The sequence below is a fragment of the Citrobacter sp. Cu231 genome (genome assembly GCF_030332265.1).
Classification (GTDB): Bacteria; Pseudomonadota; Gammaproteobacteria; order Enterobacterales; family Enterobacteriaceae; genus Citrobacter; species Citrobacter meridianamericanus.
Window position 1 is genome coordinate 145,857 of sequence record NZ_JAOWIE010000020.1, and the last position, 23,070, is coordinate 168,926.

24 protein-coding genes and 1 other RNA gene are annotated in these 23,070 nt (G+C 51.3%); 16 read left to right on the plus strand and 9 right to left on the minus strand.

Features of this window, described 5'->3' with window-relative positions:
* Positions 1-40: 40 nt before the first annotated feature.
* Positions 41-220 carry a GDFGVC terminal motif YodC-like protein gene (locus OGY15_RS01420; RefSeq protein ID WP_151218167.1) on the plus strand — a complete coding sequence of 60 codons (180 nt, stop codon included), beginning with the start codon at positions 41-43 and terminating at the stop codon, positions 218-220.
* A gap of 36 nt (positions 221-256) precedes the next feature.
* On the opposite strand, the gene stpA is transcribed toward OGY15_RS01420, so the two are convergent.
* Positions 257-658 (minus strand): DNA-binding protein StpA, encoded by a 402-nt coding sequence (stpA, locus tag OGY15_RS01425; RefSeq protein WP_187253087.1) that lies wholly within the window; start codon positions 656-658, stop codon positions 257-259.
* A 555-nt stretch (positions 659-1,213) separates the two neighbouring features.
* Between stpA and alaE the strand changes: the two genes are divergently transcribed.
* Complete coding sequence (gene alaE / locus OGY15_RS01430; RefSeq protein WP_151218168.1) at positions 1,214-1,663, plus strand: L-alanine exporter AlaE; 450 nt, start codon at positions 1,214-1,216, stop codon at positions 1,661-1,663.
* Between the two features lie 36 nt (positions 1,664-1,699).
* On the opposite strand, the gene OGY15_RS01435 is transcribed toward alaE, so the two are convergent.
* Both OGY15_RS01435 and pdxR read right to left on the minus strand, forming a co-directional pair.
* Positions 1,700-2,050, minus strand: coding sequence for a DUF2002 family protein (locus OGY15_RS01435; protein WP_061068432.1), 351 nt, complete (start codon positions 2,048-2,050; stop codon positions 1,700-1,702).
* Positions 2,051-2,172: 122 nt separating this feature from the next.
* A complete protein-coding gene (pdxR, locus tag OGY15_RS01440) occupies positions 2,173-3,507 on the minus strand; it encodes a MocR-like pyridoxine biosynthesis transcription factor PdxR (protein ID WP_151224232.1) in 1,335 nt (444 codons plus the stop codon).
* Between the two features lie 90 nt (positions 3,508-3,597).
* Here pdxR and OGY15_RS01445 point away from each other — a divergent pair, with 90 nt between their 5' ends.
* From OGY15_RS01445 to emrB, 14 genes are all read left to right on the plus strand, one after another.
* Positions 3,598-4,029: a carboxymuconolactone decarboxylase family protein gene (locus tag OGY15_RS01445; RefSeq protein WP_151218169.1), complete on the plus strand. Its 432-nt coding sequence runs from the start codon at positions 3,598-3,600 to the stop codon at positions 4,027-4,029.
* Between the two features lie 204 nt (positions 4,030-4,233).
* A complete protein-coding gene (gene nrdH / locus OGY15_RS01450; RefSeq protein WP_151218170.1) occupies positions 4,234-4,479 on the plus strand; it encodes a glutaredoxin-like protein NrdH in 246 nt (81 codons plus the stop codon).
* The gene (gene nrdI / locus OGY15_RS01455) at positions 4,476-4,886 is read left to right on the plus strand and encodes a class Ib ribonucleoside-diphosphate reductase assembly flavoprotein NrdI (RefSeq protein ID WP_151224233.1); all 411 of its coding nucleotides are present in this window, start codon (positions 4,476-4,478) and stop codon (positions 4,884-4,886) included. Before nrdH ends, nrdI begins: the two co-directional genes overlap by 4 nt.
* Entirely contained in the window at positions 4,859-7,003 is a 2,145-nt protein-coding gene (nrdE, locus tag OGY15_RS01460) for a class 1b ribonucleoside-diphosphate reductase subunit alpha (RefSeq protein WP_187258896.1), read from the plus strand. Before nrdI ends, nrdE begins: the two co-directional genes overlap by 28 nt.
* Positions 7,004-7,013: 10 nt before the next feature.
* The gene (nrdF, locus tag OGY15_RS01465; RefSeq protein WP_151218172.1) at positions 7,014-7,973 is read left to right on the plus strand and encodes a class 1b ribonucleoside-diphosphate reductase subunit beta; all 960 of its coding nucleotides are present in this window, start codon (positions 7,014-7,016) and stop codon (positions 7,971-7,973) included.
* 354 nt (positions 7,974-8,327) lie between these two features.
* Complete coding sequence (gene proV / locus OGY15_RS01470; RefSeq protein WP_151218173.1) at positions 8,328-9,530, plus strand: glycine betaine/L-proline ABC transporter ATP-binding protein ProV; 1,203 nt, start codon at positions 8,328-8,330, stop codon at positions 9,528-9,530.
* Positions 9,523-10,587 carry a glycine betaine/L-proline ABC transporter permease ProW gene (gene proW / locus OGY15_RS01475; RefSeq protein WP_286537791.1) on the plus strand — a complete coding sequence of 355 codons (1,065 nt, stop codon included), beginning with the start codon at positions 9,523-9,525 and terminating at the stop codon, positions 10,585-10,587. The genes proV and proW overlap by 8 nt, the downstream gene beginning before the upstream one ends.
* 189 nt (positions 10,588-10,776) lie before the next feature.
* Entirely contained in the window at positions 10,777-11,772 is a 996-nt protein-coding gene (gene proX, locus OGY15_RS01480) for a glycine betaine/L-proline ABC transporter substrate-binding protein ProX (RefSeq protein ID WP_151218175.1), read from the plus strand.
* Between the two features lie 149 nt (positions 11,773-11,921).
* Entirely contained in the window at positions 11,922-13,106 is a 1,185-nt protein-coding gene (locus OGY15_RS01485; protein ID WP_151218176.1) for an MFS transporter, read from the plus strand.
* A 122-nt stretch (positions 13,107-13,228) separates the two neighbouring features.
* Positions 13,229-13,966, plus strand: a complete 738-nt coding sequence (locus tag OGY15_RS01490) for an AzlC family ABC transporter permease (RefSeq protein ID WP_151218177.1) — start codon at positions 13,229-13,231, stop codon at positions 13,964-13,966.
* Positions 13,956-14,291 carry an L-valine transporter subunit YgaH gene (ygaH, locus tag OGY15_RS01495; RefSeq protein ID WP_187253096.1) on the plus strand — a complete coding sequence of 112 codons (336 nt, stop codon included), beginning with the start codon at positions 13,956-13,958 and terminating at the stop codon, positions 14,289-14,291. The genes OGY15_RS01490 and ygaH overlap by 11 nt, the downstream gene beginning before the upstream one ends.
* A gap of 90 nt (positions 14,292-14,381) precedes the next feature.
* The gene (gene emrR / locus OGY15_RS01500; RefSeq protein ID WP_003037300.1) at positions 14,382-14,912 is read left to right on the plus strand and encodes a multidrug efflux transporter EmrAB transcriptional repressor EmrR; all 531 of its coding nucleotides are present in this window, start codon (positions 14,382-14,384) and stop codon (positions 14,910-14,912) included.
* 129 nt (positions 14,913-15,041) lie between these two features.
* Positions 15,042-16,214: a multidrug efflux MFS transporter periplasmic adaptor subunit EmrA gene (emrA, locus tag OGY15_RS01505; protein WP_286537802.1), complete on the plus strand. Its 1,173-nt coding sequence runs from the start codon at positions 15,042-15,044 to the stop codon at positions 16,212-16,214.
* Positions 16,215-16,230: 16 nt separating this feature from the next.
* Complete coding sequence (gene emrB / locus OGY15_RS01510) at positions 16,231-17,769, plus strand: multidrug efflux MFS transporter permease subunit EmrB (RefSeq protein ID WP_151218180.1); 1,539 nt, start codon at positions 16,231-16,233, stop codon at positions 17,767-17,769.
* A 49-nt stretch (positions 17,770-17,818) separates the two neighbouring features.
* Here the strand turns inward: emrB and OGY15_RS01515 are convergent, their stop codons facing one another.
* The 6 genes from OGY15_RS01515 to OGY15_RS01540 form a co-directional block, all read right to left on the minus strand.
* Positions 17,819-19,186: a carbohydrate porin gene (locus OGY15_RS01515; protein ID WP_286537810.1), complete on the minus strand. Its 1,368-nt coding sequence runs from the start codon at positions 19,184-19,186 to the stop codon at positions 17,819-17,821.
* A 346-nt stretch (positions 19,187-19,532) separates the two neighbouring features.
* Positions 19,533-20,048 carry an S-ribosylhomocysteine lyase gene (luxS, locus tag OGY15_RS01520; protein WP_151218182.1) on the minus strand — a complete coding sequence of 172 codons (516 nt, stop codon included), beginning with the start codon at positions 20,046-20,048 and terminating at the stop codon, positions 19,533-19,535.
* Between the two features lie 149 nt (positions 20,049-20,197).
* Positions 20,198-21,754: a glutamate--cysteine ligase gene (gene gshA, locus OGY15_RS01525; RefSeq protein WP_151218183.1), complete on the minus strand. Its 1,557-nt coding sequence runs from the start codon at positions 21,752-21,754 to the stop codon at positions 20,198-20,200.
* Positions 21,755-21,831: 77 nt separating this feature from the next.
* Positions 21,832-22,260: a YqaA family protein gene (locus tag OGY15_RS01530; protein WP_151218184.1), complete on the minus strand. Its 429-nt coding sequence runs from the start codon at positions 22,258-22,260 to the stop codon at positions 21,832-21,834.
* A complete protein-coding gene (gene yqaB / locus OGY15_RS01535; RefSeq protein WP_151218185.1) occupies positions 22,257-22,823 on the minus strand; it encodes a fructose-1-phosphate/6-phosphogluconate phosphatase in 567 nt (188 codons plus the stop codon). Before yqaB ends, OGY15_RS01530 begins: the two co-directional genes overlap by 4 nt.
* 174 nt (positions 22,824-22,997) lie before the next feature.
* Positions 22,998-23,070: non-coding RNA, RtT sRNA (locus OGY15_RS01540), on the minus strand; the annotation flags it as partial.

Here is a 23,070-nt window from a genome sequence, read left to right on the forward strand (position 1 = left end):
TGATCTATGGTGAGTTCTGCGATAAATAAAGGAGTGCACTATGTTTCAACCTGGCGATCTGGTTCAACCGCGCATGGGCGGCCCCAAACTGAAAGTTGTCGAAGTCAATGACGATCAAATTGTGGCGGTACAAGCCAGTAATGAAAGCGGTGAGAAATTCACGCTGAAAGCGGCTGATGTGACGCGATATACCGAAGAAGGTGATTTCGGCGTTTGCTGAAAATAAGCGGTGAGGACACCCTCACCGCATTCATAATTAGATCAAAAAGTCATCAAGCGATTTACCGGCAGCCAGCGCCTCGGCAATTGGCTTCGGTGTGCGACCTTGTCCAGTCCATGTTTTTGTTTCACCATTGAGATCGGTAAAACGATATTTCGCCGGGCGCGGCTGACGTTTTTTAACTGAACGTGCCGTCACAGACGTTATGCTCAGCAGCTCTTCCGGATTGATCCCGTCTGCCTGCATCAGCGCCAGCAAGGTATTAATTTTTTCCTGCTGTTCTGCACGTTGGCGCTGTAGCTGTTCTTCTTCATCGCGCCGTTCTTTGGTCACAACTCTGAATTTTTCAAGCATATCTTCCAGCACTTCAACAGAAAATTCTCGAGCCATTGCTCGCAGCGAGCGGATATTATTTAAGTTTTTTAACATTGAACTCATATTAACAAAACCTCTTTAACGTAAAACATAAAAATGGTATTACGCTAAATATTGTATGCAACTACCTATTATATTTCCAGTCTAATTTATTCGTATGTTATAAAACAAAAAGCCAACACAGGTATTTATGGCATCATTTTTTATATTATCTATATAATATTTCCGTTCCTCTGATAGCCACGATAAATATACCTTCAAGGTATCTCGATGCGTCACTTGATAACCAGGCCACACTATCGCGCAGAATCGACGAGTAGATATATTGAACATTGGTCAACATTCAGAAAAGGAGCGCAAAAAATTCATAAAAACAAATAACCATAACTAGTTGATCTAAAAGATTTTTTCTTAACCCAGCAACGAAAACACCAAAACGAACAAAAAACACACCATTACAGAGCATTTTATCGACAAAAAGGTAATAAATAAAAATTTTAAGCTAGTTGATAGTTATTATCCAGCCAGATATCCTATTCAAACGCGAATGCAGCAAGACAAATCACTAGCAGAAAGGTATTCAAAACCTTTTTTTCTCTTTTTACAAGGAGCATTAACATGTTCTCTCCGCAGTCACGCTTGCGTCATGCAGTAGCAGACACGTTCGCGATGGTTGTTTATTGTTCTGTCGTGAACATGTTGATCGAAATATTCCTTTCAGGAATGAGCTTCGAACAGTCCCTGTACTCCAGACTCGTTGCTATCCCCATTAACATACTGATCGCGTGGCCATACGGCATGTACCGCGATTTATTTATGCGCGCGGCACGCAAAACCACGCAGGCTGGGTGGGGGAAAAATCTGGCGGACGTGCTGGCTTATGTCACCTTCCAGTCGCCAGTGTATGTGATTATTCTGTTGACGGTTGGCGCAGACTGGCACCAGATTACGGCTGCAGTCAGTTCGAATATCGTGGTATCAATGCTGATGGGCGCGGTCTATGGCTACTTTCTTGATTATTGCCGCCGCCTGTTTAAGGTCAGCAGCTATCACCAGGCTAAAGCCTGACAGGTCTCTTCGCGACTGGCCCTGCCAGTCGCATTATTAGTTTGAGCTAACGTCGCCAAACAACCCACTCAGATAACGCTCCAACGCAATTCGCGAGCTAAAGCCGTGCGGAATACCATAGTGTTCGTGTGTCTCACCGGCTAAATACAGTGGAAATTGTTGGTAATGATCGCAGGTTTTAATATCCGTCGCAGGTTCTGCCAGCGAAGAGCTTCGCTCTTTTAGCGTGGGATGGATAATTAATGCGGTACGTCCCATGCGTGCTTCACGGTTAACGTACACATAATTTTCACCACGACGATAGCCATACGTTTTCTGAGTCACTACATCAACGGTAAAGCCCACTTTTTCAAGTACGCGCGCCACCTCATCAGGTCGTAAATACATATTATTTTCCTCGTTATCTTTTACTGCGGGCTTACCTTACCTGATTCAGCATTAGCAACGCTTTCAGAAAAGTCCATAAACGAGTGACCAGGGTGGGACGAATATCGTAAGAACCCTACAGATTATGTCAGTGCCAGCCGCAGTTGATTTGCCGCCTGTTGCGCCATTACAACCGAGCTGATGTTGGTAAACGACAGCAAGATCCCCCCCTTTCCAGCCGAAGTTATTCGCCAACGGCTCAACGCCTGAACCGCAAGCCCGGCCTGATTCGCTTTGCGCACTAACGCAACATCATCTCCCTCTACGGTCATCACCAGTTGGATCCCCCCTTCCTGAGGAATGACGCTGAATCCTTGTTCAGTCAGGGCGTTCTCCATCCACTGACGCCGCTCGGCATAATGCTGGCGCATGCGTTTTAAGTGCCGCCAGAAATGACCATCTTGCATAAAATCCGCCAGCGTTTGCTGCCATAAAACCGGAACGCTACAGGCCGTTAGCGCCGCCTGCTGACGAAAACGTTCGACCTGAGTCAGAGGGACCACCAACCATGCCGTGCGCAACGCCGGAAACATCGATTTACTGAACGTGCCGGCATAAATCACTCGCTGGGGCGCATCCAGACTTTTAAGTGGCGGTAACGGCTTACCGTGGTAGCGAAATTCACTGTCGTAATCATCTTCAATAATCCACGCCTGTTCGCGAGCCGCCCACTCCAGCAACCGATGGCGACGGTCTAATGACAGGGCCACACCCAGCGGGCTTTGGTGTGCGGGTGTGAGCATGACAAAACGCGCCTGTGGAAAGTCGCGGATCCCAGCGCAGACATCCAGACCATCGCTATCCACCGCCACCGGCATCAGCTCAATCTGTTCCTGAGCCACCACGGGCCGAATCAGCGGAAAGCCGGGATCTTCGACCCACATTCCCTCACCAGGTTGAGACAGAGCGCGCAGAATTAACGTTACTGATGCCGCATAGCCTGACGTAATAAAAATCTGCTCCGGCTGGCACTCAATGCTGCGTGAAACGCGCAGGTAATCCACAATCGCCTGACGTAACGCGCGTTCGCCGCAAACATCGCCCACCGCGAGATCAAAACGCGTTTGGGTGCGTAAACGCCGACCCATCACTCGCGCCCAGACGTCACGTGGGAAGAGATCGAGTGCGGGTAATCCCATCTGAAAAGCTTGCGGTCTGGGGTTTTCTCCGGCGAAGATCGCGGGAGACGCAGGTGCCTTTTCCAGGCGCAATTGCTCACTGACAAATGTTCCTGCCTGTCCTCGCCGCGCGAGCCAGCCCTGAGCCACCAGCTCGGCATAGGCATGTTCCACCGTCGAACGCGAAACCCCCAGTTCCTGGGACCACGTCCGGCTGGAGGGCAATCTTGTGCCTGGTTTGAGTTCACCTGTCTCAATGGCATTTTTTAACTGGCGGGCGATTTGTTGATAGCGCGGCATTTATGGTCTGCTTTTTTTGCAACAATATGGCTCTCTGTAGCAGTCCATTATAGTGCTACATTGCGGGTTATCCAAACGAGGAGAAATACCATGACCATGTTACGCCAGCCCTATTATGAACTCAGTCCTGAAATCTATAACGCTCTGGTTCAGGCAAGCAAAGCGCTGGAGAACTGCGCGCTGGAACCTACGCTGACGGAACTGATTTACCTGCGGGTCTCGCAAATCAACGGCTGCGCCTTTTGTCTGGAAATGCACAGTAAAGCGCTGCGCAAAGCAGGCGTTGCGCAGGCTAAACTGGACGCGCTGGCAGGCTGGCGGGTGAGTCACCACTTCAGCGAGCAGGAACGTGCGGCGCTGGCGTGGGCCGAATCCGTCACCGATATCGCCAGCACCCATGCCGGAGACGATGTTTATCTGCCGCTGCTCGACCATTTTAGCGCGAAAGAAATTAGCGACCTGACGTTTGCCATTAGCCTGATGAACTGCTTTAACCGCCTGGCTGTGGGAATGCGCATGTGATTTATCGGTTGCCGGATAGCTCTGTCCGGCAACAATCTTCTTCCCCGCCACACTCCTCACTCATGCCCTAATCAACCTAAAATTCCCATATCTTGTATGGTTGAATATTTTTAAAACTACATCTAGTATCATCTGTATCAAGATGCACACAACCTGACGCTGTCTGTCGCGTCATTCTTTCACTCCTCAATGGAAATACGAATCATGCTCATTGTTATTTACACTCGCAATAACTGTGTTCAGTGCCACGCCACCAAGAAAGCGATGGAAAGCCGTGGCCTCGACTTTGAGATGGTGAACGTCGATTTACAGCCCGACCAGGCTGATAGCTTGCGCGCTCAAGGCTTTCGCCAACTACCGGTCGTGGTCGCAGGGGAAACCAGTTGGTCAGGATTTCGCCCGGATATGATCAACCGTCTGCGTCCTGAACCTCAAGTGGTCAGCGCATGAGTCAACTCGTCTACTTTTCCAGCAGCTCCGAAAATACGCACCGCTTTATGCAGCGTCTGGGGATGCCTGCCATTCGCATCCCGCTTAATGAACGCGAGCGGATCCGGGTAGACGAACCTTACATTTTAATCGTGCCGTCCTATGGTGGTGGCGGCACGGCTGGCGCTGTTCCGAGACAGGTGATCCGCTTTTTAAACGATACGCACAACCGGGCGTTAATCCGTGGCGTGATCGCCTCCGGCAACCGCAATTTCGGTGATGCCTACGGTCGCGCGGGTGATGTCATTTCACAAAAATGCGGCGTGCCGTGGCTTTATCGTTTTGAGCTAATGGGCACCCAAAGCGATATCGACAACGTTCGAAAAGGAGTGAGCGAATTTTGGCAACGACAACCGCAGAACGTGTAATGCAGCAGACGCTGGATTATCACGCCCTGAACGCCATGCTGAATCTGTACGATAAAGCCGGGCGCATTCAGTTCGACAAAGACCATCAGGCGGTGGAGGCTTTCTTTGCCGCCCACGTCCGCCCCAATTCGGTGGCGTTTGCCAGCCAGCAGGCGCGTCTCGAAACGTTGGTGGATGAAGGCTACTACGATGCCAGCGTGTTAAGCCGCTACAATCGCGCGTTTGTGCTGAAGCTATTTGACCACGCCCACGCCAGTGGATTCCGTTTTCAGACATTCCTCGGCGCATGGAAGTTCTACACCAGCTATACGCTGAAAACGTTCGACGGTAAGCGCTATCTGGAAGACTTTGAGGATCGGGTGACGATGGTGGCGCTCACTCTGGCGCAGGGCGATGAAGCGCTTGCGACGCAACTGACCGATGAAATGCTCTCCGGGCGCTTTCAGCCCGCCACGCCAACCTTTTTAAACTGCGGTAAACAGCAACGCGGCGAGCTGGTCTCCTGTTTCCTGTTACGTATTGAAGACAACATGGAGTCAATCGGACGCGCGGTCAACTCGGCGCTGCAGCTCTCCAAACGCGGCGGCGGCGTGGCTTTTTTGCTCTCTAACCTGCGCGAGGCGGGTGCGCCCATTAAACGCATTGAGAACCAGTCCTCCGGGGTGATCCCGGTCATGAAAATGCTGGAAGATGCGTTTTCTTATGCGAATCAGCTCGGTGCGCGTCAGGGCGCGGGCGCGGTGTACCTGCACGCGCACCATCCGGATATTTTGCGTTTTCTCGATACTAAACGTGAAAACGCCGACGAAAAAATCCGTATCAAAACGCTCTCGCTTGGCGTGGTAATCCCCGACATCACCTTCCGGTTGGCGAAAGAAAATGCCCGGATGGCGCTGTTTTCACCGTACGACGTAGAACGCATTTACGGCAAACCGTTCGGTGATATCGCCGTGAGTGAACGGTATGACGAACTGGTCGCCGACGAACGCGTACGCAAAAAATACATTAACGCCCGCGATTTCTTCCAGCGGCTGGCAGAGATCCAGTTCGAGTCAGGCTACCCATACATCATGTTTGAAGACACGGTGAATCGTGCCAATCCAATTGCCGGTCGGATCAATATGAGCAATCTGTGCTCAGAGATTTTGCAGGTTAACAGCGCCTCCACCTACGATGAAAACCTCAATTACGCGCATACAGGGCATGATATCTCCTGCAATCTCGGCTCGTTGAACATTGCCCATACCATGGATTCACCCGACTTTGGCCGCACCGTGGAGACAGCTGTTCGCGGCTTAACCGCCGTTTCGGACATGAGCCATATCCGCAGCGTACCCTCGATTGAAGCAGGAAACAGCGCGTCGCACGCGATTGGCCTTGGGCAGATGAACCTGCACGGGTATCTGGCGCGGGAAGGGATTGCCTATGGTTCGCCGGAAGGACTGGATTTCACCAATCTCTATTTCTACACCATCACCTGGCATGCATTGAATACATCGATGAAGCTCGCCCGCGAGCGCGGTAAAACCTTTGCCGGATTCCAGCAGTCCCGCTACGCCAGCGGCGAGTATTTTAGCCAGTATCTGCAGGGCGACTGGCAGCCAAAAACCGACAAGGTCCGCACACTGTTTGCCGCCAGCGGCATTACGCTACCGACGCGCGAGATGTGGGCGCAACTGCGTGAAGATGTGATGCGCTACGGTATTTATAACCAGAATTTACAGGCGGTTCCGCCCACTGGTTCTATCTCCTACATCAACCATGCCACGTCAAGCATTCATCCGATTGTGTCGAAAGTGGAGATTCGTAAAGAGGGCAAAACCGGGCGCGTTTACTACCCTGCCCCGTTCATGACCAATGAAAATCTGGCCTTGTATCAGGATGCCTGGGAGATTGGTCCGCAAAAAATCATCGATACCTACGCTGAGGCAACGCGCCATGTCGATCAGGGGCTTTCACTGACGCTCTTTTTCCCCGATACCGCCACTACGCGCGATATCAACAAAGCGCAGATTTACGCCTGGCGTAAGGGCATCAAATCGCTGTACTACATCCGACTACGTCAGTTGGCGCTGGAAGGGACCGAAATAGAAGGCTGCGTGTCATGCGCGCTGTAAGGAGAACAAAATGACATTATCCCGCGTTAGCGCCATCAACTGGAACAAGATTGAGGATAATAAAGATCTCGAAGTCTGGAATCGCCTGACCAGTAACTTCTGGCTACCGGAAAAAGTTCCGCTTTCCAATGATATCCCGGCCTGGCAAACGTTGAACGCTGCTGAACAGCAACTGACGATCCGCGTTTTTACCGGGCTGACGCTGCTCGACACCATTCAGAATATTGCCGGCGCGCCAGCATTAATGGCAGATTCATTAACACCGCATGAAGAGGCGGTGCTGTCGAATATCAGTTTTATGGAAGCGGTGCACGCCCGTTCCTACAGCTCTATTTTTTCCACCCTGTGCCAGACCAAAGATGTGGATGCGGCTTACGCCTGGAGTGAAGAAAGTCCCCCACTCCAGCGCAAAGCACAGATCGTTTTGGCACATTACGCCAGCGACGAACCGCTGAAGAAGAAAATTGCCAGCGTGTTTCTGGAATCTTTCCTGTTCTATTCCGGTTTCTGGTTGCCGATGTATTTTTCCAGCCGCGGCAAATTGACCAATACTGCCGATCTTATTCGTCTGATCATTCGTGATGAAGCCGTTCATGGGTATTACATTGGTTATAAATTTCAAAAAGGTCTGGAACATATTTCCGAATCCGCACGTGAGGAGTTAAAGAATTTTGCCTTCGACCTGTTGATGGAATTGTATGATAACGAAGCGCGCTATACGGAAGAATTGTATGCAAAGACCGGTTGGGTAGATGACGTCAAAGCCTTCCTTTGTTACAACGCCAATAAGGCATTAATGAATTTGGGATATGAGGCATTATTCCCGCCAGAAATGGCGGAGGTCAACCCGGCAATCCTTGCCGCACTATCGCCTAACGCTGACGAAAACCACGATTTCTTCTCGGGTTCTGGCTCATCTTACGTGATGGGAAAAGCGGTCGAAACTGAAGACGACGACTGGAATTTCTAGCACTCATTTTCGCGGGAAATTCCGTACAATTTTCGCGGAAATATTTTAACAGGATCACACTTTTATCGCGCAAATATAATTGTGTGATCTACACTCAATACCAGCCGCATTATTCGCCTGCATTTCATCAATTCAGGCGTTTTTCCCTTGCCATTTACAAAAAATATCAAGCAACTCACATTCGCGTTCAGCCCTTATATCATGGGAAATCCCGCCACCTGGCCTTCGGCAATATTCGTGCCACAGCCAAATTCAGGGTTGTCTCAGATTCTCAGTATGTTAGGGTAGAAAAAGGTCACTATTTCCATCAGGTAATATATCGATATAAACAAATAACAGGAATCATTCTATTGCATGGCAATTAAATTAGAAGTTAAAAATCTCTATAAGATATTTGGAGAGCATCCGCAGAGAGCCTTCAAATATATTGAAAAAGGACTTTCAAAAGAGCAGATTCTGGATAAAACAGGGCTATCGCTTGGCGTTAAGAACGCCAGTCTGGCCATTGAAGAAGGCGAGATATTTGTCATCATGGGATTATCTGGTTCGGGTAAATCCACAATGGTACGCCTTCTCAATCGCCTGATTGAACCCACCCGCGGACAGGTATTGATTGACGGTGTAGACATCGCCCGGATATCCGATGCCGAGCTTCGCGAGGTGCGCAGAAAAAAGATTGCGATGGTCTTCCAGTCCTTTGCCCTGATGCCGCACATGACGGTTCTGGACAATACGGCATTCGGTATGGAATTAGCCGGTGTTGGCGCCGATGAACGTCGTGAAAAAGCCTTAGATGCGCTACGTCAGGTTGGTCTGGAGAATTACGCTCACGGATACCCGGATGAACTCTCCGGAGGGATGCGCCAGCGTGTGGGACTTGCCCGTGCGTTAGCCATTAATCCTGACATCTTATTAATGGATGAGGCTTTCTCAGCACTCGATCCTTTAATTCGTACAGAGATGCAGGATGAACTGGTAAAACTGCAGTCGAAGCATCAACGTACCGTGGTCTTTATTTCGCACGACCTCGACGAAGCCATGCGTATTGGCGACAGAATTGCCATTATGCAAAACGGTGAAGTGGTGCAGGTCGGTACGCCAGATGAAATTCTGAATAATCCGGCCAATGATTATGTCCGCACCTTCTTCCGTGGCGTTGATATTAGCCAGGTCTTCAGTGCGAAAGATATATCGCGCCGTAGCCCCGAGGGTTTAATTCGAAAAACGCCCGGGGTGGGCCCACGTTCTGCGCTGCAATTATTGCAGGACAAAGATCGCGAATATGGTTATGTGATCGAGCGAGGCAACAAATTCGTCGGTGTTGTCTCTATCGACTCATTAAAAACAGCGTTAAGTCAGGCGCAAGGTATTGAAGCGGCATTGATCGATGAGCCGCTAGCCGTCGATGCACAAACTCCTCTCAGCGAGTTGCTTTCTCATGTCGGCCAGGCCCCGTGCGCGGTGCCGGTTGTTGATGAGGAACAGCAGTATGTGGGCGTCATTTCAAAACGCATGCTGTTACAGGCTTTAGATCGTGAGGGGGTAAACAATGGCTGATCAAACTAATCCGTGGGATACCACACCAGCGACTGACAGCGCCGCACAAACTGCCGATGCCTGGAGTACGCCATCCGGTGCGCCCACTGACGGCAGTGGCGCGGACTGGCTGACCAGCGCCCCCGCGCCGGCGCCAGAGCATTTCAATATTATGGATCCGTTCCATAAAACGCTGATCCCGCTCGATAGCTGGGTCACTGAGGGGATCGACTGGGTTGTTACTCATTTCCGTCCGGTCTTCCAGGGCATTCGTGTCCCGGTGGATTACATTCTCAACGGCTTTCAACAGCTGCTGTTAGGTATGCCAGCCCCGGCGGCGATTATCCTGTTCGCCTTGATTGCCTGGCAGATTTCCGGCGTTGGAATGGGCGTTGCTACGCTGATTTCATTGATTGCAATCGGTGCCATCGGCGCGTGGTCGCAGGCCATGATAACCCTGGCACTGGTGCTGACTGCGCTGCTGTTCTGCGTGGTGATCGGTCTGCCGATGGGGATCTGGTTAGCACGTAGCCCTCGGGCGGCAAAAATTGTTCGCCCGCTGCTGGATGCGATGCAAACCACACCTGCGTTCGTCTATCTGGTGCCGATTGTCATGCTGTTCGGTATTGGTAACGTCCCGGGCGTGGTGGTGACGATTATCTTCGCCCTGCCGCCAATTGTGCGTCTGACCATTCTGGGGATTAACCAGGTGCCAGCCGATCTGATTGAAGCCTCACGCTCGTTTGGTGCCAGCCCGCGCCAGATGCTGTTTAAAGTGCAGCTCCCGCTGGCAATGCCCACCATTATGGCCGGGGTTAACCAGACGCTGATGCTGGCGCTCTCAATGGTCGTCATCGCCTCGATGATTGCCGTCGGCGGACTGGGTCAGATGGTTCTGCGCGGCATCGGTCGTCTGGATATGGGGCTTGCCACCGTTGGCGGAGTTGGGATTGTGATCCTCGCCATCATTCTCGACCGCCTGACGCAGGCCGTCGGTCGCGACTCGCGTAGCCGTGGTAACCGCCGCTGGTACACCACAGGTCCCGTTGGGCTTATCACTCGCCCTTTCACGAAGTAATTCACCCGTTGCCCGGTAGCCCATGGCTTACCGGGCCTACAATTCATTAACTTGCGCAAAATCGTTCAAGTTGCATCGCGGCGGCAAACGAATGTATCCCCGGGAGCGTACAAGTAGTACATGACTGGGGTGCATGAGTGCAGCCAACAAAGAGGCGGCTTGAAGGATGAAGTGCAATAAGGAACAACGATGCGACAGAAAATCATTATTGCCACAGCGTTTGCCACCCTTGTCTCCACCAGCGCTTTCGCTTCTGACCTGCCGGGCAAAGGCATCACCGTACAGCCAATCCAGAGCACTATCTCTGAAGAATCTTTCCAGACGCAGCTGGTCGCCCGCGCGCTGGAGAAGCTGGGTTATACCGTTAACAAAACCAGCGAAGTTGACTACAACGTCGGCTATACCTCCATTGCCTCTGGCGATGCAACGTTTACCGCTGTGAACTGGCAGCCGCTGCATGATGATATGTACGCCGCGGCGGGCGGAGATAAAAAGTTTTATCGCGAGGGGGTATTCGTTACGGGGGCGGCACAGGGTTACCTGATCGATAAAAAAACCGCTGAGCAGTACAAAATCACCAACATCGCCCAGTTAAAAGATCCGAAGATCGCCAAAATCTTTGACACCAACGGCGACGGAAAAGCAGACATGATGGGCTGCTCACCGGGCTGGGGCTGTGAAGCGGTTATTAACCACCAGAACAAAGCCTTCGATCTGGAAAAAACCGTCGAGGTCAGCCACGGGAACTATGCGGCGATGATGGCCGACACCATTACGCGTTTTAAAGAAGGCAAACCCATTCTTTACTACACCTGGACACCGTACTGGGTAAGCGACGTGATGAAACCGGGTAAAGATGTGGTCTGGCTGCAGGTGCCGTTCTCTTCCCTGCCAGGCGAACAGAAAGGCATTGATACCAAACTGCCAAACGGTGCCAACTACGGCTTCCCGGTGAACACGATGCATATCGTCGCCAATAAAGCCTGGGCGGAGAAAAACCCGGCCGCCGCGAAACTGTTCGCTATCATGAAGCTGCCGCTGGCAGATATTAACGCGCAGAACGCGATGATGCATGATGGGAAAGCCTCGGAAGCTGACGTACAGGGTCACGTTGACGGCTGGATCAAAGCCCACCAGCAACAGTTCGACGGCTGGGTGAATGAAGCGCTGGCTGCGCAGAAATAACATCGCCTGAGTGCCGGATACGCTAAGGCATATCCGGCCTGCTTCCCTCTATCTCCTCTAAACCGCACAATCCATCACCCAACAAATCAGCAACATTTAATCACTTCCGTTATGATTGTTTTCTGCAATCCATTATTCAGTTGAAAACCATGACGAAAACCACTCAGGGACTTAGCCCTTCGCTAATCCTGTTAATGTCTATCGCCACCGGCCTTGCCGTCGCCAGTAACTATTATGCACAGCCGCTGCTCGACACCATTGCGCGTAACTTTTCGCTATCTGCCAGTACTGCAGGGTTTATCGTCACCGCAGCCCAACTTGGCTATGCCGCCGGCCTGCTGTTTTTAGTACCGCTTGGCGATATGTTTGAGCGTCGAATGCTGATCGTTTCTATGACACTGTTAGCGGCAGGCGGCATGCTGATTACCGCCAGCAGCCAGTCGCTGGTCATGCTGATCCTCGGCACCGCTCTGACCGGGTTGTTCTCCGTCGTGGCACAAATATTGGTTCCGCTGGCGGCAACGCTTGCGACGCCGGACAAGCGCGGTAAGGTTGTCGGCACAATTATGAGCGGCCTGCTGTTGGGCATTCTGCTGGCGCGCACCGTAGCGGGATTACTGGCTAATCTTGGCGGCTGGCGTACCGTATTTTGGGTCGCATCGGTATTAATGGCGCTGATGGCGATTGCGCTGTGGCGCGGCCTGCCAAAGATGAAATCAGAGACTCATCTTAACTATCCACAGCTGTTAGGCTCCGTATTCAGTCTGTTTACCCATGATAAATTGCTGCGTACCCGCGCGATGCTGGGCTGCCTGACCTTTGCTAATTTCAGTATTCTCTGGACCTCAATGGCGTTTTTGCTCGCTGCACCGCCGTTTAACTATTCCGAAGGCACCATCGGACTGTTTGGCCTGGCTGGCGCTGCCGGAGCGTTAGGTGCGCGTCCGGCGGGTGGTTTTGCCGATAAGGGAAAATCGCATCTCACCACCACTGCAGGTTTGTTATTACTGCTGCTCTCCTGGTGGGCCATCTGGTTGGGGCATAGTTCCGTACCCATGCTGATTATCGGCATCCTGGTACTGGATCTCACCGTTCAGGGTGTACATATCACCAACCAGACGGTTATCTATCGCATTCACCCAGACGCACGTAATCGCCTGACCGCCGGATACATGACCAGCTATTTTATCGGCGGGGCGGCCGGTTCGCTGATTTCAGCTTCTGCCTGGCAGCACGCCGGGTGGGCTGGCGTTTGTCTGGCAGGTATGACCGTTGCCATACTCAACCTGTTAGTCTGGTGGCGAGGTTTTCACCGCCAGGAAGCCGTAAATTAAGCGTATAGCGCATGTTTACCGTTGATTGGGCTCCGCAGGGTGTTAAGGAGCCCATCAGTCTGCTAAGGTTATAACTCATTGAACCAAGTTATATTAATTTCGGTAATGAAGCCTATAGCCCTATGGAAAGCCCTGTTCCCCAACCTGAACCCAGTTCTGCAACGCTAACTGAAGGTTTCAAAGATAGCCTGCCGATAGTCATCAGCTATATTCCAGTCGCTTTTGCTTTTGGTCTTAGTGCCACTCGTCTTGGCTTTAGTCCCGTTGAAAGCGTCTTTTTCTCCTGCATTATCTATGCTGGAGCCAGCCAGTTTGTCATCACCACGATGCTCGCCGCTGGCAGTTCACTGTGGGTCGCGGCCCTTACTGTTATGGCGATGGACGTCCGTCATATTTTGTATGGCCCTTCCCTGCGCAGCCGCATCGCTCAGCGGCTGAGCAAGCCCAAAAGCGCACTATGGGCTTTTGGCCTCACCGATGAAGTCTTTGCTGCCGCAACGGCGAAGCTGGTACGGGATAACCGGCGCTGGAGTGAAAACTGGATGATCGGTATTGCGCTATGCTCCTGGGCCTCCTGGGTGTTTGGTACGGTGATCGGCGCGTTTTCCGGCAGCGGTTTACTCAAGGATTACCCGGCGGTTGAGGCGGCGTTAGGCTTCATGCTCCCGGCACTGTTCATGAGCTTCCTGCTCGCCTCTTTCCAGCGTCAACAGGCGCTCTGCGTAACTGCTGCACTGGCCGGGGCGTTAGCTGGCGTTACGCTGTTTTCCATTCCAGCAGCTATCCTTTCAGGCATTGTCTGCGGATGTCTGACCGCACTCATCCAGTCATTTTGGCAGGGAGGTCCTGATGAGCTATGAGGTTCTGCTGCTTGGCCTGCTGGTCGGCTGTGTTAACTACTGTTTCCGCTATTTGCCGCTTCGTCTTGGCGTGGGGAATGTTCGCCCGGCGAAGCGTGGCGCGACGGGGATATTACTCGACACCATTGGCATTGCATCAATTTGCGCCCTGCTGGTGGTGTCTACCGCACCGGAAGTGATGCACGACACTCGTCGGTTTGTGCCTACACTGGTGGGGTTTGTCATACTGGGCGCAAGCTTCTATAAGACCCGCAGCATCATCATTCCAACGTTACTGAGTGCTCTGGGCTATGGATTAGCCTGGAAAATGCTGGTTGGATTATAGATAAAAAAAATCATTTTAAATAAATAATACATTTACTTTATTTGTCACTGTCGTTACTATATCGGCTGAAATTAATGAGGTTATACCCAAATGGATAGTTCGTTTACGCCCATTGAACAAATGCTAAAATTTCGCGCCAGCCGCTACGAAGAGTTCCCTTATCAGGAAGTGCTTCTGACCCGTCTCTGCATGCACATGCAAGGCAAGCTGCTGGAAAACCGCAATAAGATGCTGAAAGCTCAAGGGATTAACGAGACATTGTTTATGGCGTTAATTACGCTGGAGTCTCAGGAAAACCACAGTATTCAGCCTTCTGAACTGAGTTGCGCGCTTGGATCGTCACGTACTAACGCCACCCGCATCGCGGATGAGTTAGAAAAACGTGGCTGGATCGAACGTCGTGAAAGCGATAACGATCGCCGCTGTCTGCATCTGCAATTGACCGAGAAAGGCCATGCATTTTTGCAGGAGGTGTTACCGCCTCAGCATAACTGCCTGCACCAGCTCTGGTCATCTCTTAGCACCACCGAAAAAGATCAGCTTGAGCAAATTACCCGTAAACTTCTGACCCGTCTTGATCAGATGGAGCAGGATGGCGCGGTGTTAGAAGCGCTGCGCTAAGGCGTCGACTCGCTCAGAAATCCAGATTTATAAATGAAAAAACCGACAGGCCAGCACGCATACTGCTGGCCTGTCTGATAAACAGGTCGGCTCAGCCGATGTGATAAAAAGAAGATCGTGGAGAACAACATGAGCGCAAATGCGGAGACTCAAACCCCGCAGCAACCGGTCAAGAAGAATGGCAAACGTAAAAGTATGCTTCTCCTTTTGACCTTGCTCTTTATTATCATTGCCGTGGCATATGGGATTTATTGGTTTTTAGTACTGCGTCATTACGAAGATACAGACGATGCGTACGTGGCAGGGAATCAGGTTCAAATCATGGCGCAGGTATCAGGCAGCGTGACAAAAGTCTGGGCTGATAACACTGATTTTGTTAAAGAAGGCGATGTGCTGGTCACCCTCGACCAGACTGATGCCAAACAGGCATTTGAAAAAGCCAAAACTGCGCTGGCTTCCAGCGTGCGTCAGACGCACCAGTTGATGATCAACAGCAAGCAGTTACAGGCCAGCATTGAGGTGCAGAGAACCGCGCTGGCGCAGGCACAAAGCGACTTTAATCGTCGTGTCCCGCTGGGCAACGCCAACCTGATTGGCCGCGAAGAGCTGCAACATGCGCGTGATGCCGTTGCCAGCGCTCAGGCTCAGCTTGATGTCGCTATCCAGCAGTATAATGCTAACCAGGCAATGATTCTCGGTAGCAAGCTGGAAGATCAACCCGCCGTACAACAGGCCGCCACCGAAGTGCGCGATGCCTGGCTGGCGGTGGAACGTACCAGAATCGTCAGCCCTATGACCGGCTATGTATCCCGCCGTGCCGTACAGCCAGGGGCACAGATTAGCCCAACAACGCCATTGATGGCGGTTGTCCCGGCCACTAACCTGTGGGTGGATGCCAACTTTAAAGAAACACAGCTCGCCCATATTCGTATTGGTCAACCCGCGACGGTTGTCACCGATATTTATGGCGATGACGTGAAATATACCGGTAAAGTTGTCGGCCTCGATATGGGGACGGGGAGCGCCTTTTCACTGCTGCCGGCCCAAAACGCGACCGGTAACTGGATCAAAGTCGTCCAGCGTCTGCCGGTACGTATCGAACTGGATGAGCAGCAGTTGGCACAGCATCCACTGCGGATCGGTTTGTCTACGCTGGTTACGGTGGATACTTCCAATCGTGACGGACAAATTCTGGCAAGCCAGGTCCGCACCACGCCGGTATCAGAAAGTAATGCACGTGAAATCAACCTTGCTCCGGTCAATAAGATGATCGAAGAGATCGTGCGGGCCAACGCGGGCTAATTCAAAGGTGCGTGTGATGCAACAGCAAAAACCGCTGGAAGGCGCGCAGCTCGTCATTATGACGATCGCGCTATCCCTGGCGACATTCATGCAGGTGCTGGACTCCACCATTGCTAACGTGGCGATCCCCACTATCGCCGGGAACCTCGGCTCTTCACTGAGCCAGGGAACCTGGGTGATCACCTCATTTGGGGTGGCAAACGCTATCTCAATTCCGATCACCGGCTGGCTGGCAAAGCGCTTTGGTGAAGTAAGACTATTCATATGGTCAACGACTGCCTTCGTCATTGCATCATGGGCATGTGGGATGTCCACCAGCCTGAACATGCTGATTTTCTTCCGCGTGATCCAAGGGATTGTCGCTGGTCCATTGATTCCGCTGTCACAAAGCCTGTTACTGAATAACTATCCTCCCGCCAAACGTTCCATCGCCCTGGCGCTGTGGTCGATGACGGTGATCGTTGCCCCAATATGTGGCCCTATTCTTGGGGGTTACATCAGCGACAACTATCACTGGGGCTGGATATTTTTCATCAACGTGCCAATCGGTGCTGTAGTGGTGTTGATGACCCTGCAAACACTGCGTGGTCGGGAAACAAAAACCGAGCAGCGGCGCATCGACGCCATTGGTCTGGCACTGCTGGTCATTGGTATCGGTAGTTTGCAGATTATGCTCGACCGTGGCAAAGAGCTGGACTGGTTTGCCTCTCAGGAGATTATTCTCCTGACGGTGGTCGCCGTGGTGGCTATCAGCTTCCTGATCGTCTGGGAGCTTACCGACGAGCACCCCATTGTCGATCTCTCGCTGTTTAAGTCGCGCAACTTTACCATCGGCTGTCTGTGTATCAGCCTGGCCTATATGCTCTACTTCGGCGCCATCGTCCTGCTGCCGCAGCTATTGCAGGAGGTTTACGGCTATACGGCAACCTGGGCCGGTCTGGCGTCCGCGCCGGTAGGGATTATTCCGGTGATCCTGTCGCCAATTATCGGCCGCTTTGCGCACAAGCTGGATATGCGTCGGTTGGTGACATTCAGTTTTATTATGTATGCCGTCTGTTTCTACTGGCGCGCGTGGACGTTCGAACCGGGTATGGACTTTGGCGCATCGGCCTGGCCGCAGTTTATTCAGGGTTTCGCGGTAGCCTGCTTCTTTATGCCACTGACGACCATCACGCTGTCCGGCTTACCACCTGAGCGTTTGGCGGCTGCATCGAGCTTGTCTAACTTTACGCGAACGCTGGCCGGCTCTATTGGTACATCGATTACAACAACGATGTGGACTAACCGTGAGTCGCTGCATCATGCGCAGCTAACGGAATCCGTTAATCCCTACAACCCAAATGCTCAGGCAATGTACGACAAGCTGCAGGATTTAGGGATGACGCACCAGCAAGCGTCAGGATGGATAGCCCAGCAAATCACTAATCAGGGTCTGATTATTTCAGCCAACGAAATCTTCTGGATGTCGGCGGGGATCTTCCTGGTTCTGCTTGGTCTGGTGTGGTTCGCTAAACCCCCCTTCGGCGCGGGAGGCGGCGGCGGTGGCGCGCACTAACTATCTGAAAAAAAGGGATCTGCGGATCCCTTTTTTATTGTGGCCAGCATCAGAAATAATATTTGAATCTCAGGCGTCCGCCGTAACGTGCATCTTCACTATTGTCGCCACTGTTCGGATCGGCCTCAACCCATGAGGCATAAGCACCGAGATAGATATTAAAGTTTTTCATATTCATTACGTTAGGGAATAAGTATGAGGCATGAATGGTGTGAATGTCATAGCTGCCCGGATCGGTGATCCAGCAGTCTTCCTCGCAAACGGCCCCCAGGTTAGCGGCATTGAAAGCATCAATATTGTTATGCGCATAGATATAGCCCAGTTCGAATCGATGCCACAACGCGTTCACCCCAGCGGTAAAATCGGTCTCATCGGTCGCGTCCATATAAGCAGTATTCAGGTTAATCACCGCGCCATCTTCCGGATCGGTTTTTTGTCCGTCCCAGGTCATGGTAAAACCATACCCCGTACGATCGGACTGATCGATCCACTTCCCGTTCTCATAATAGCCGTAGGCATTATTGACGACGTTACTTTCCATCGCCACCGCCGTAGAGAAACGCCCGTTTTGCCAGGCGATCACCGGGCGCACGTAAGCCACGTTTTTATCATTGGTTAAGTCCATTCCGTGGTACTGCTTCTCGATATAGAGCGTACTGCCATTTTCCATCAATGTATTCACTTCAAAATACCAGTTATCGATGGTTTTACTGATCAGGAAATTACCGCCGCTGTCGCTACGTCCACGCCCCTCTTTCATCATATAAATATAGCCATAGCCATCACTGTAAAGGTCATTCGCCGTATTACCTGAATATTCAATAAACGTATCCTGATTCAGCGGGAACATATCGTACGCTTCAAAACGTCCCACCTTAATTTTCCAGTCTTTTTCCTGACCAAAAAAGAACACCGCATCATCGAGGTTCATTTTTCCGGTCAGGTCTGCCAGGGGCTGAACCGAGAATCCGGCAAAATTACCGTTATTCAGTCGTTGGTAGCCATCAAACCCCAGTAGCAGACGCCCGTTGATATCCCAACGTTCATTCGTTCCAGGTGCCCAATCTTTATTTGCCGAGGTTCGGGTTGATGTCAGACTACCAGAGCGGCTTGCCGCATCCATGTTAAACTCAACGTCGCCATAGAACTTAATATCGCTAAAACCGGATAGCGTTAACTTGGGTGGATTTTCCGTAGAGGCGGTGGGTTCAGCAGACTGTACTTGCACCGTCGGCGCTGCGGCTACTTGCTGCTGCTTCAGCGAGCGAATTTGCGACTCAGCATCTGCGGCTCGCTGTTCGGCCTTAATCACGCGCAGCTCCAGCTCGGCAAGACGCTGTTCAATAGTGGTATTTGCTGCCCAAAGGTTATGCGAAAAGCAAGCGCCGACCACAAGCGCTAAATATTTCACCTTCATTTTTTATCCCTAAAGTTTAATGTATACCAGATAAGATTTGATAAAAACCCCATCCACCAGCAATGAAAAGAGTCTTTTTATTACCTGGATACCTGGCGTATTCCATTATGTTTTTCTATTAATTATTTATGTTTTTTTATTTATGTGATCGGTGTGAGATGGCATCGTTAATTATCCATTATTTTCTGCCTGCCAGATCACATTTTATTATTTAGCAGGTTATGAATTAATTGGACGAGATTATATTCCCGTCATAAATATAATAGCTCTGGATTATATAGCGAAATAAAAAACCCCGGTGATAAGCCGGGGTTGATTTCAATACAAGAACAGCTAATTAATAAGACTAAATATGCAATTCCTGCAGTTTCTCTTTCGGCAACGCCAGCTCTTCATTGCTGTTCACGCGCACACCATGCTCCAGAATATGACGCGCGATATCCTGTGCTTCGCTAAGAGAGTGCATCTGATACGTACCGCACTGGTAAACGTTCAGTTCCGGGATCTGATTCTGATCCTGCACTTTCAGCACGTCCGCCATCGCCGCTTTCCATGCATCGGCAACACGCTGCTCGTCCGGCGTACCAATCAGGCTCATGTAAAAGCCGGTACGGCATCCCATCGGAGAGATATCGATAATTTCAACGCCGTTACCGTTGAGGTGGTTACGCATAAAACCTGCAAACAGGTGCTCCAGCGTATGGATACCTTTCTCAGGCATCACTTCTTTGTTCGGAATGCAGAAACGTAGATCAAACACGGTGATTGCGTCGCCATGCGGGGTATTCATCGTTTTTGCAACCCGGACTGCGGGAGCTTCCATCCGGGTGTGATCGACAGTAAAACTATCTAACAACGGCATTTAGCCACCTCCGATAAATTTTTTTAAAATAATCTGAACTCTTTGTTCCGGGGCGAGTCTGAGTATATGAAAGACGCGCATTTGTTATCATCATCCCTGTTTTCAGAGATGAAATTTTGGCCACTCCCGAGTGGCCTTTTTCTTTTGTATCAAGCGTGCTTTTCCAGCCACACGCTAAACGGCTCAGTATCAGCCGCTTCTATCTCCTGCTGACGACGCTTTGAAGCCTCGGTTTCAGCAATAAATTCAGCTTCCTGCAATATTTCTAATGGCTCTTCACGCAGCAGATTTCGGTAAGCCTCACCCAGCGCTTTGCCCGTACCGCCAATGCCTTCATCAATCATAGACCGCAGGATCCGGGCAGAGAAAGTCAGTTCAGGATTGTCAAAACAGGCCACCAGTTGATCACAGATCTTCTGATACTCCTCTCCCCCATCGATGCTGTCCAGCGTTTGTGCCACACGTTTCAGATCACGGAACAGATCTTTACCCACTTTAGGCAGCGGGAACTGGGCGGCTTCACAGCCAATACCTAACGTCAGCCCTGGCTTACGACCTTCGAGAATCACACGATTCCAGTTTTTACGCGTACACAGCAATTCATCACTGCTCATTTCCGGGGCATCAGCAAGAGCACACCAGACCATAAACAGATCGAGGAAGCGCACCTGCTGCTCGTCAACGCCGATCGGTGAGAACGGATTAATATCCAGCGAGCGTACTTCGATGTATTCAATACCGCCACGCAGAAGCGCATCAGATGGTGTTTCACCACGACGAGTAACACGTTTCGGGCGGATAGGCGCATACAGCTCATTTTCAATCTGAAGAACGTTGCTGTTGATTTGCAGGCGCTTACCCTCCTTCTCCAGACCGATCGCTGCATACTCCTCGGAAGGCGTTTTAATCGCGCGCTTTAATCCTGCCACATACTCATGCAAATCGTTAAACGTAATTCCGAGATTGCTTTGCGACTTATTGGTATAGCCCAAATCACTCAGACGCAACGATGTTGCGTACGGCAGGTAGTACATCCCGCAGTCAGTTTTTTCAAACGGAAGGGTTGTCGGTTTTCCTTGCAGGAAGGAGGAACAAATGGCCGGAGAGGCGCCAAACAGATACGGGATCACCCAACCAAAACGGTAGTAGTTGCGAATCAGACGGAAGTAGCCCGCAGAGATCTTCTCTTTAGCATCTTCGCCTTCGGTTACGCCGCACTTCGCCTGCCAGAAGGCCATTGGCAGGGAGAAATTGTAGTGTACGCCGGAGATAGTCTGCATCAATGCGCCGTAACGGTTTTTAAGGCCTTCACGGTACAGCGTCTTCAGACGACCAGTATTAGACGTGCCGTACTGCGCCAGTTCGATATCCTGGCCTTCGGCAATATAGCAAGGCATGCTCAACGGCCACATACGCTCGTCGCCCAGGTTTCTGGCGGTATACCGATGCAGGTCGCGCATGAACGTGAGCATTTTCTCAATGTCATCGCCTGGCGGAGTGATAAATTCCAGCAGCGCTTCGGCAAAGTCAGTCGTTATCCATTTATGCGTTAGCGCTGAGCCTAACACCTCAGGATGGCCTGTTGTTGCTAATGACCCGTCTGCATTAACACGCAGCGTTTCGCGCTCCAGCCCACGTTGAATCCCCTTTAACGCCTGAGGATGGTTTTCCAGCCAGGCCAGCGCCTGTGATACGTCCGGGATCAAATTGACCTCCCGCCTGTCAAAATCGTTTTAATTAGCATAATGGTATTGGTTACCCTGAAGGCTATCTCACAACACAATTAGTGCCACCACATAATGCCTTGCGTCGTAACCGCCGCGACAACAACATAGCGCAGCGCCTTGCCAAGGCATAAGAAAAAGAGAACTGGACCCCACGAGATGCGCATCCATCCAGCTAACAGGCACAATAAATCACCTATAACCGGCATCCAGCTTAATAATAGTGTGACAGCGCCATAGCGCCGCAGCCAGCCAGTGGCTTTTTCTTGCCAGCGCGATGTTTTACGCAATGGAAAGAAACGCCCAAGGATAACGTTAGTTAACCCTCCAAGGCTATTACCCATTGTTGCTGTTAAGACTAAGACCCAGGGATGACTTACCCCGGAGACCAGCAAAGCAACTAAAACAACTTCAGAATTGCCGGGTAATAGCGTGGCGCTGAGAAAACTGCTGGCAAACAGTGACAGGAGCGACAGTCCATCACTCACAATAACCGGACATCCACGGCGTCCATTCCTGCGGCACGCGCCGCCTGAAGTCCAAAATCGGCATCTTCAAACACGACGCAACGCGCCGGTTCAACACCCATGCGTTCAGCACAGAGCAAAAACGTATCAGGAGCAGGTTTGTGGCGTTGTACGTGATCGGCTGCGACGACAGCATCAAAATAGCGACGCAGTCCAAGGTGAGCGAGCAGCGCTTCTGCAATCGCGCTCTCACTCCCCGTTCCTACCGCCATAGGCCGACGCCCATGCCAGGCTTTCACGACGTCAACCAACGGCAGAGGCTGGACGCTGTCCAGCAACATGCTTCTCACCTTGTCGGTTTTCTCACGCGCTAAGGCATGGGGATCAAGATCGGCATGATTCAATTCAATTACCGACTGGGCAATACGCCACGTTGGGGAGCCATTGAGGGCGACCATGGCTTGTTCATCAAAACGCAACCCATAATGCCCCAATACCTCATGCCACGCCTTACGGTGCGTTGGCTCGGTATCCAGGATGGTGCCATCCATATCAAAAATCAAACCCGCATAACGTTCGTACATCGTCTTCTCACAAGCCGAATGACAGACGTTATTTTATCGTAATTGATTGATTTTGTCGCTGACAGCGAATGAAGAGGGTTCTGAGTGTTGGTGGAAATGATTCAACGGGGGAAAAGTACTGGTGATTATCTCGCAGACCATTAAACAACAGTTTTGCTGCTATCTCGGAGAAGATGGTGCATCCGGGAGGATTACTCGGCTGCGCCTCGCCCTGCGGGCCGTTGCTGAAGCAACGTTATCCTCCCTG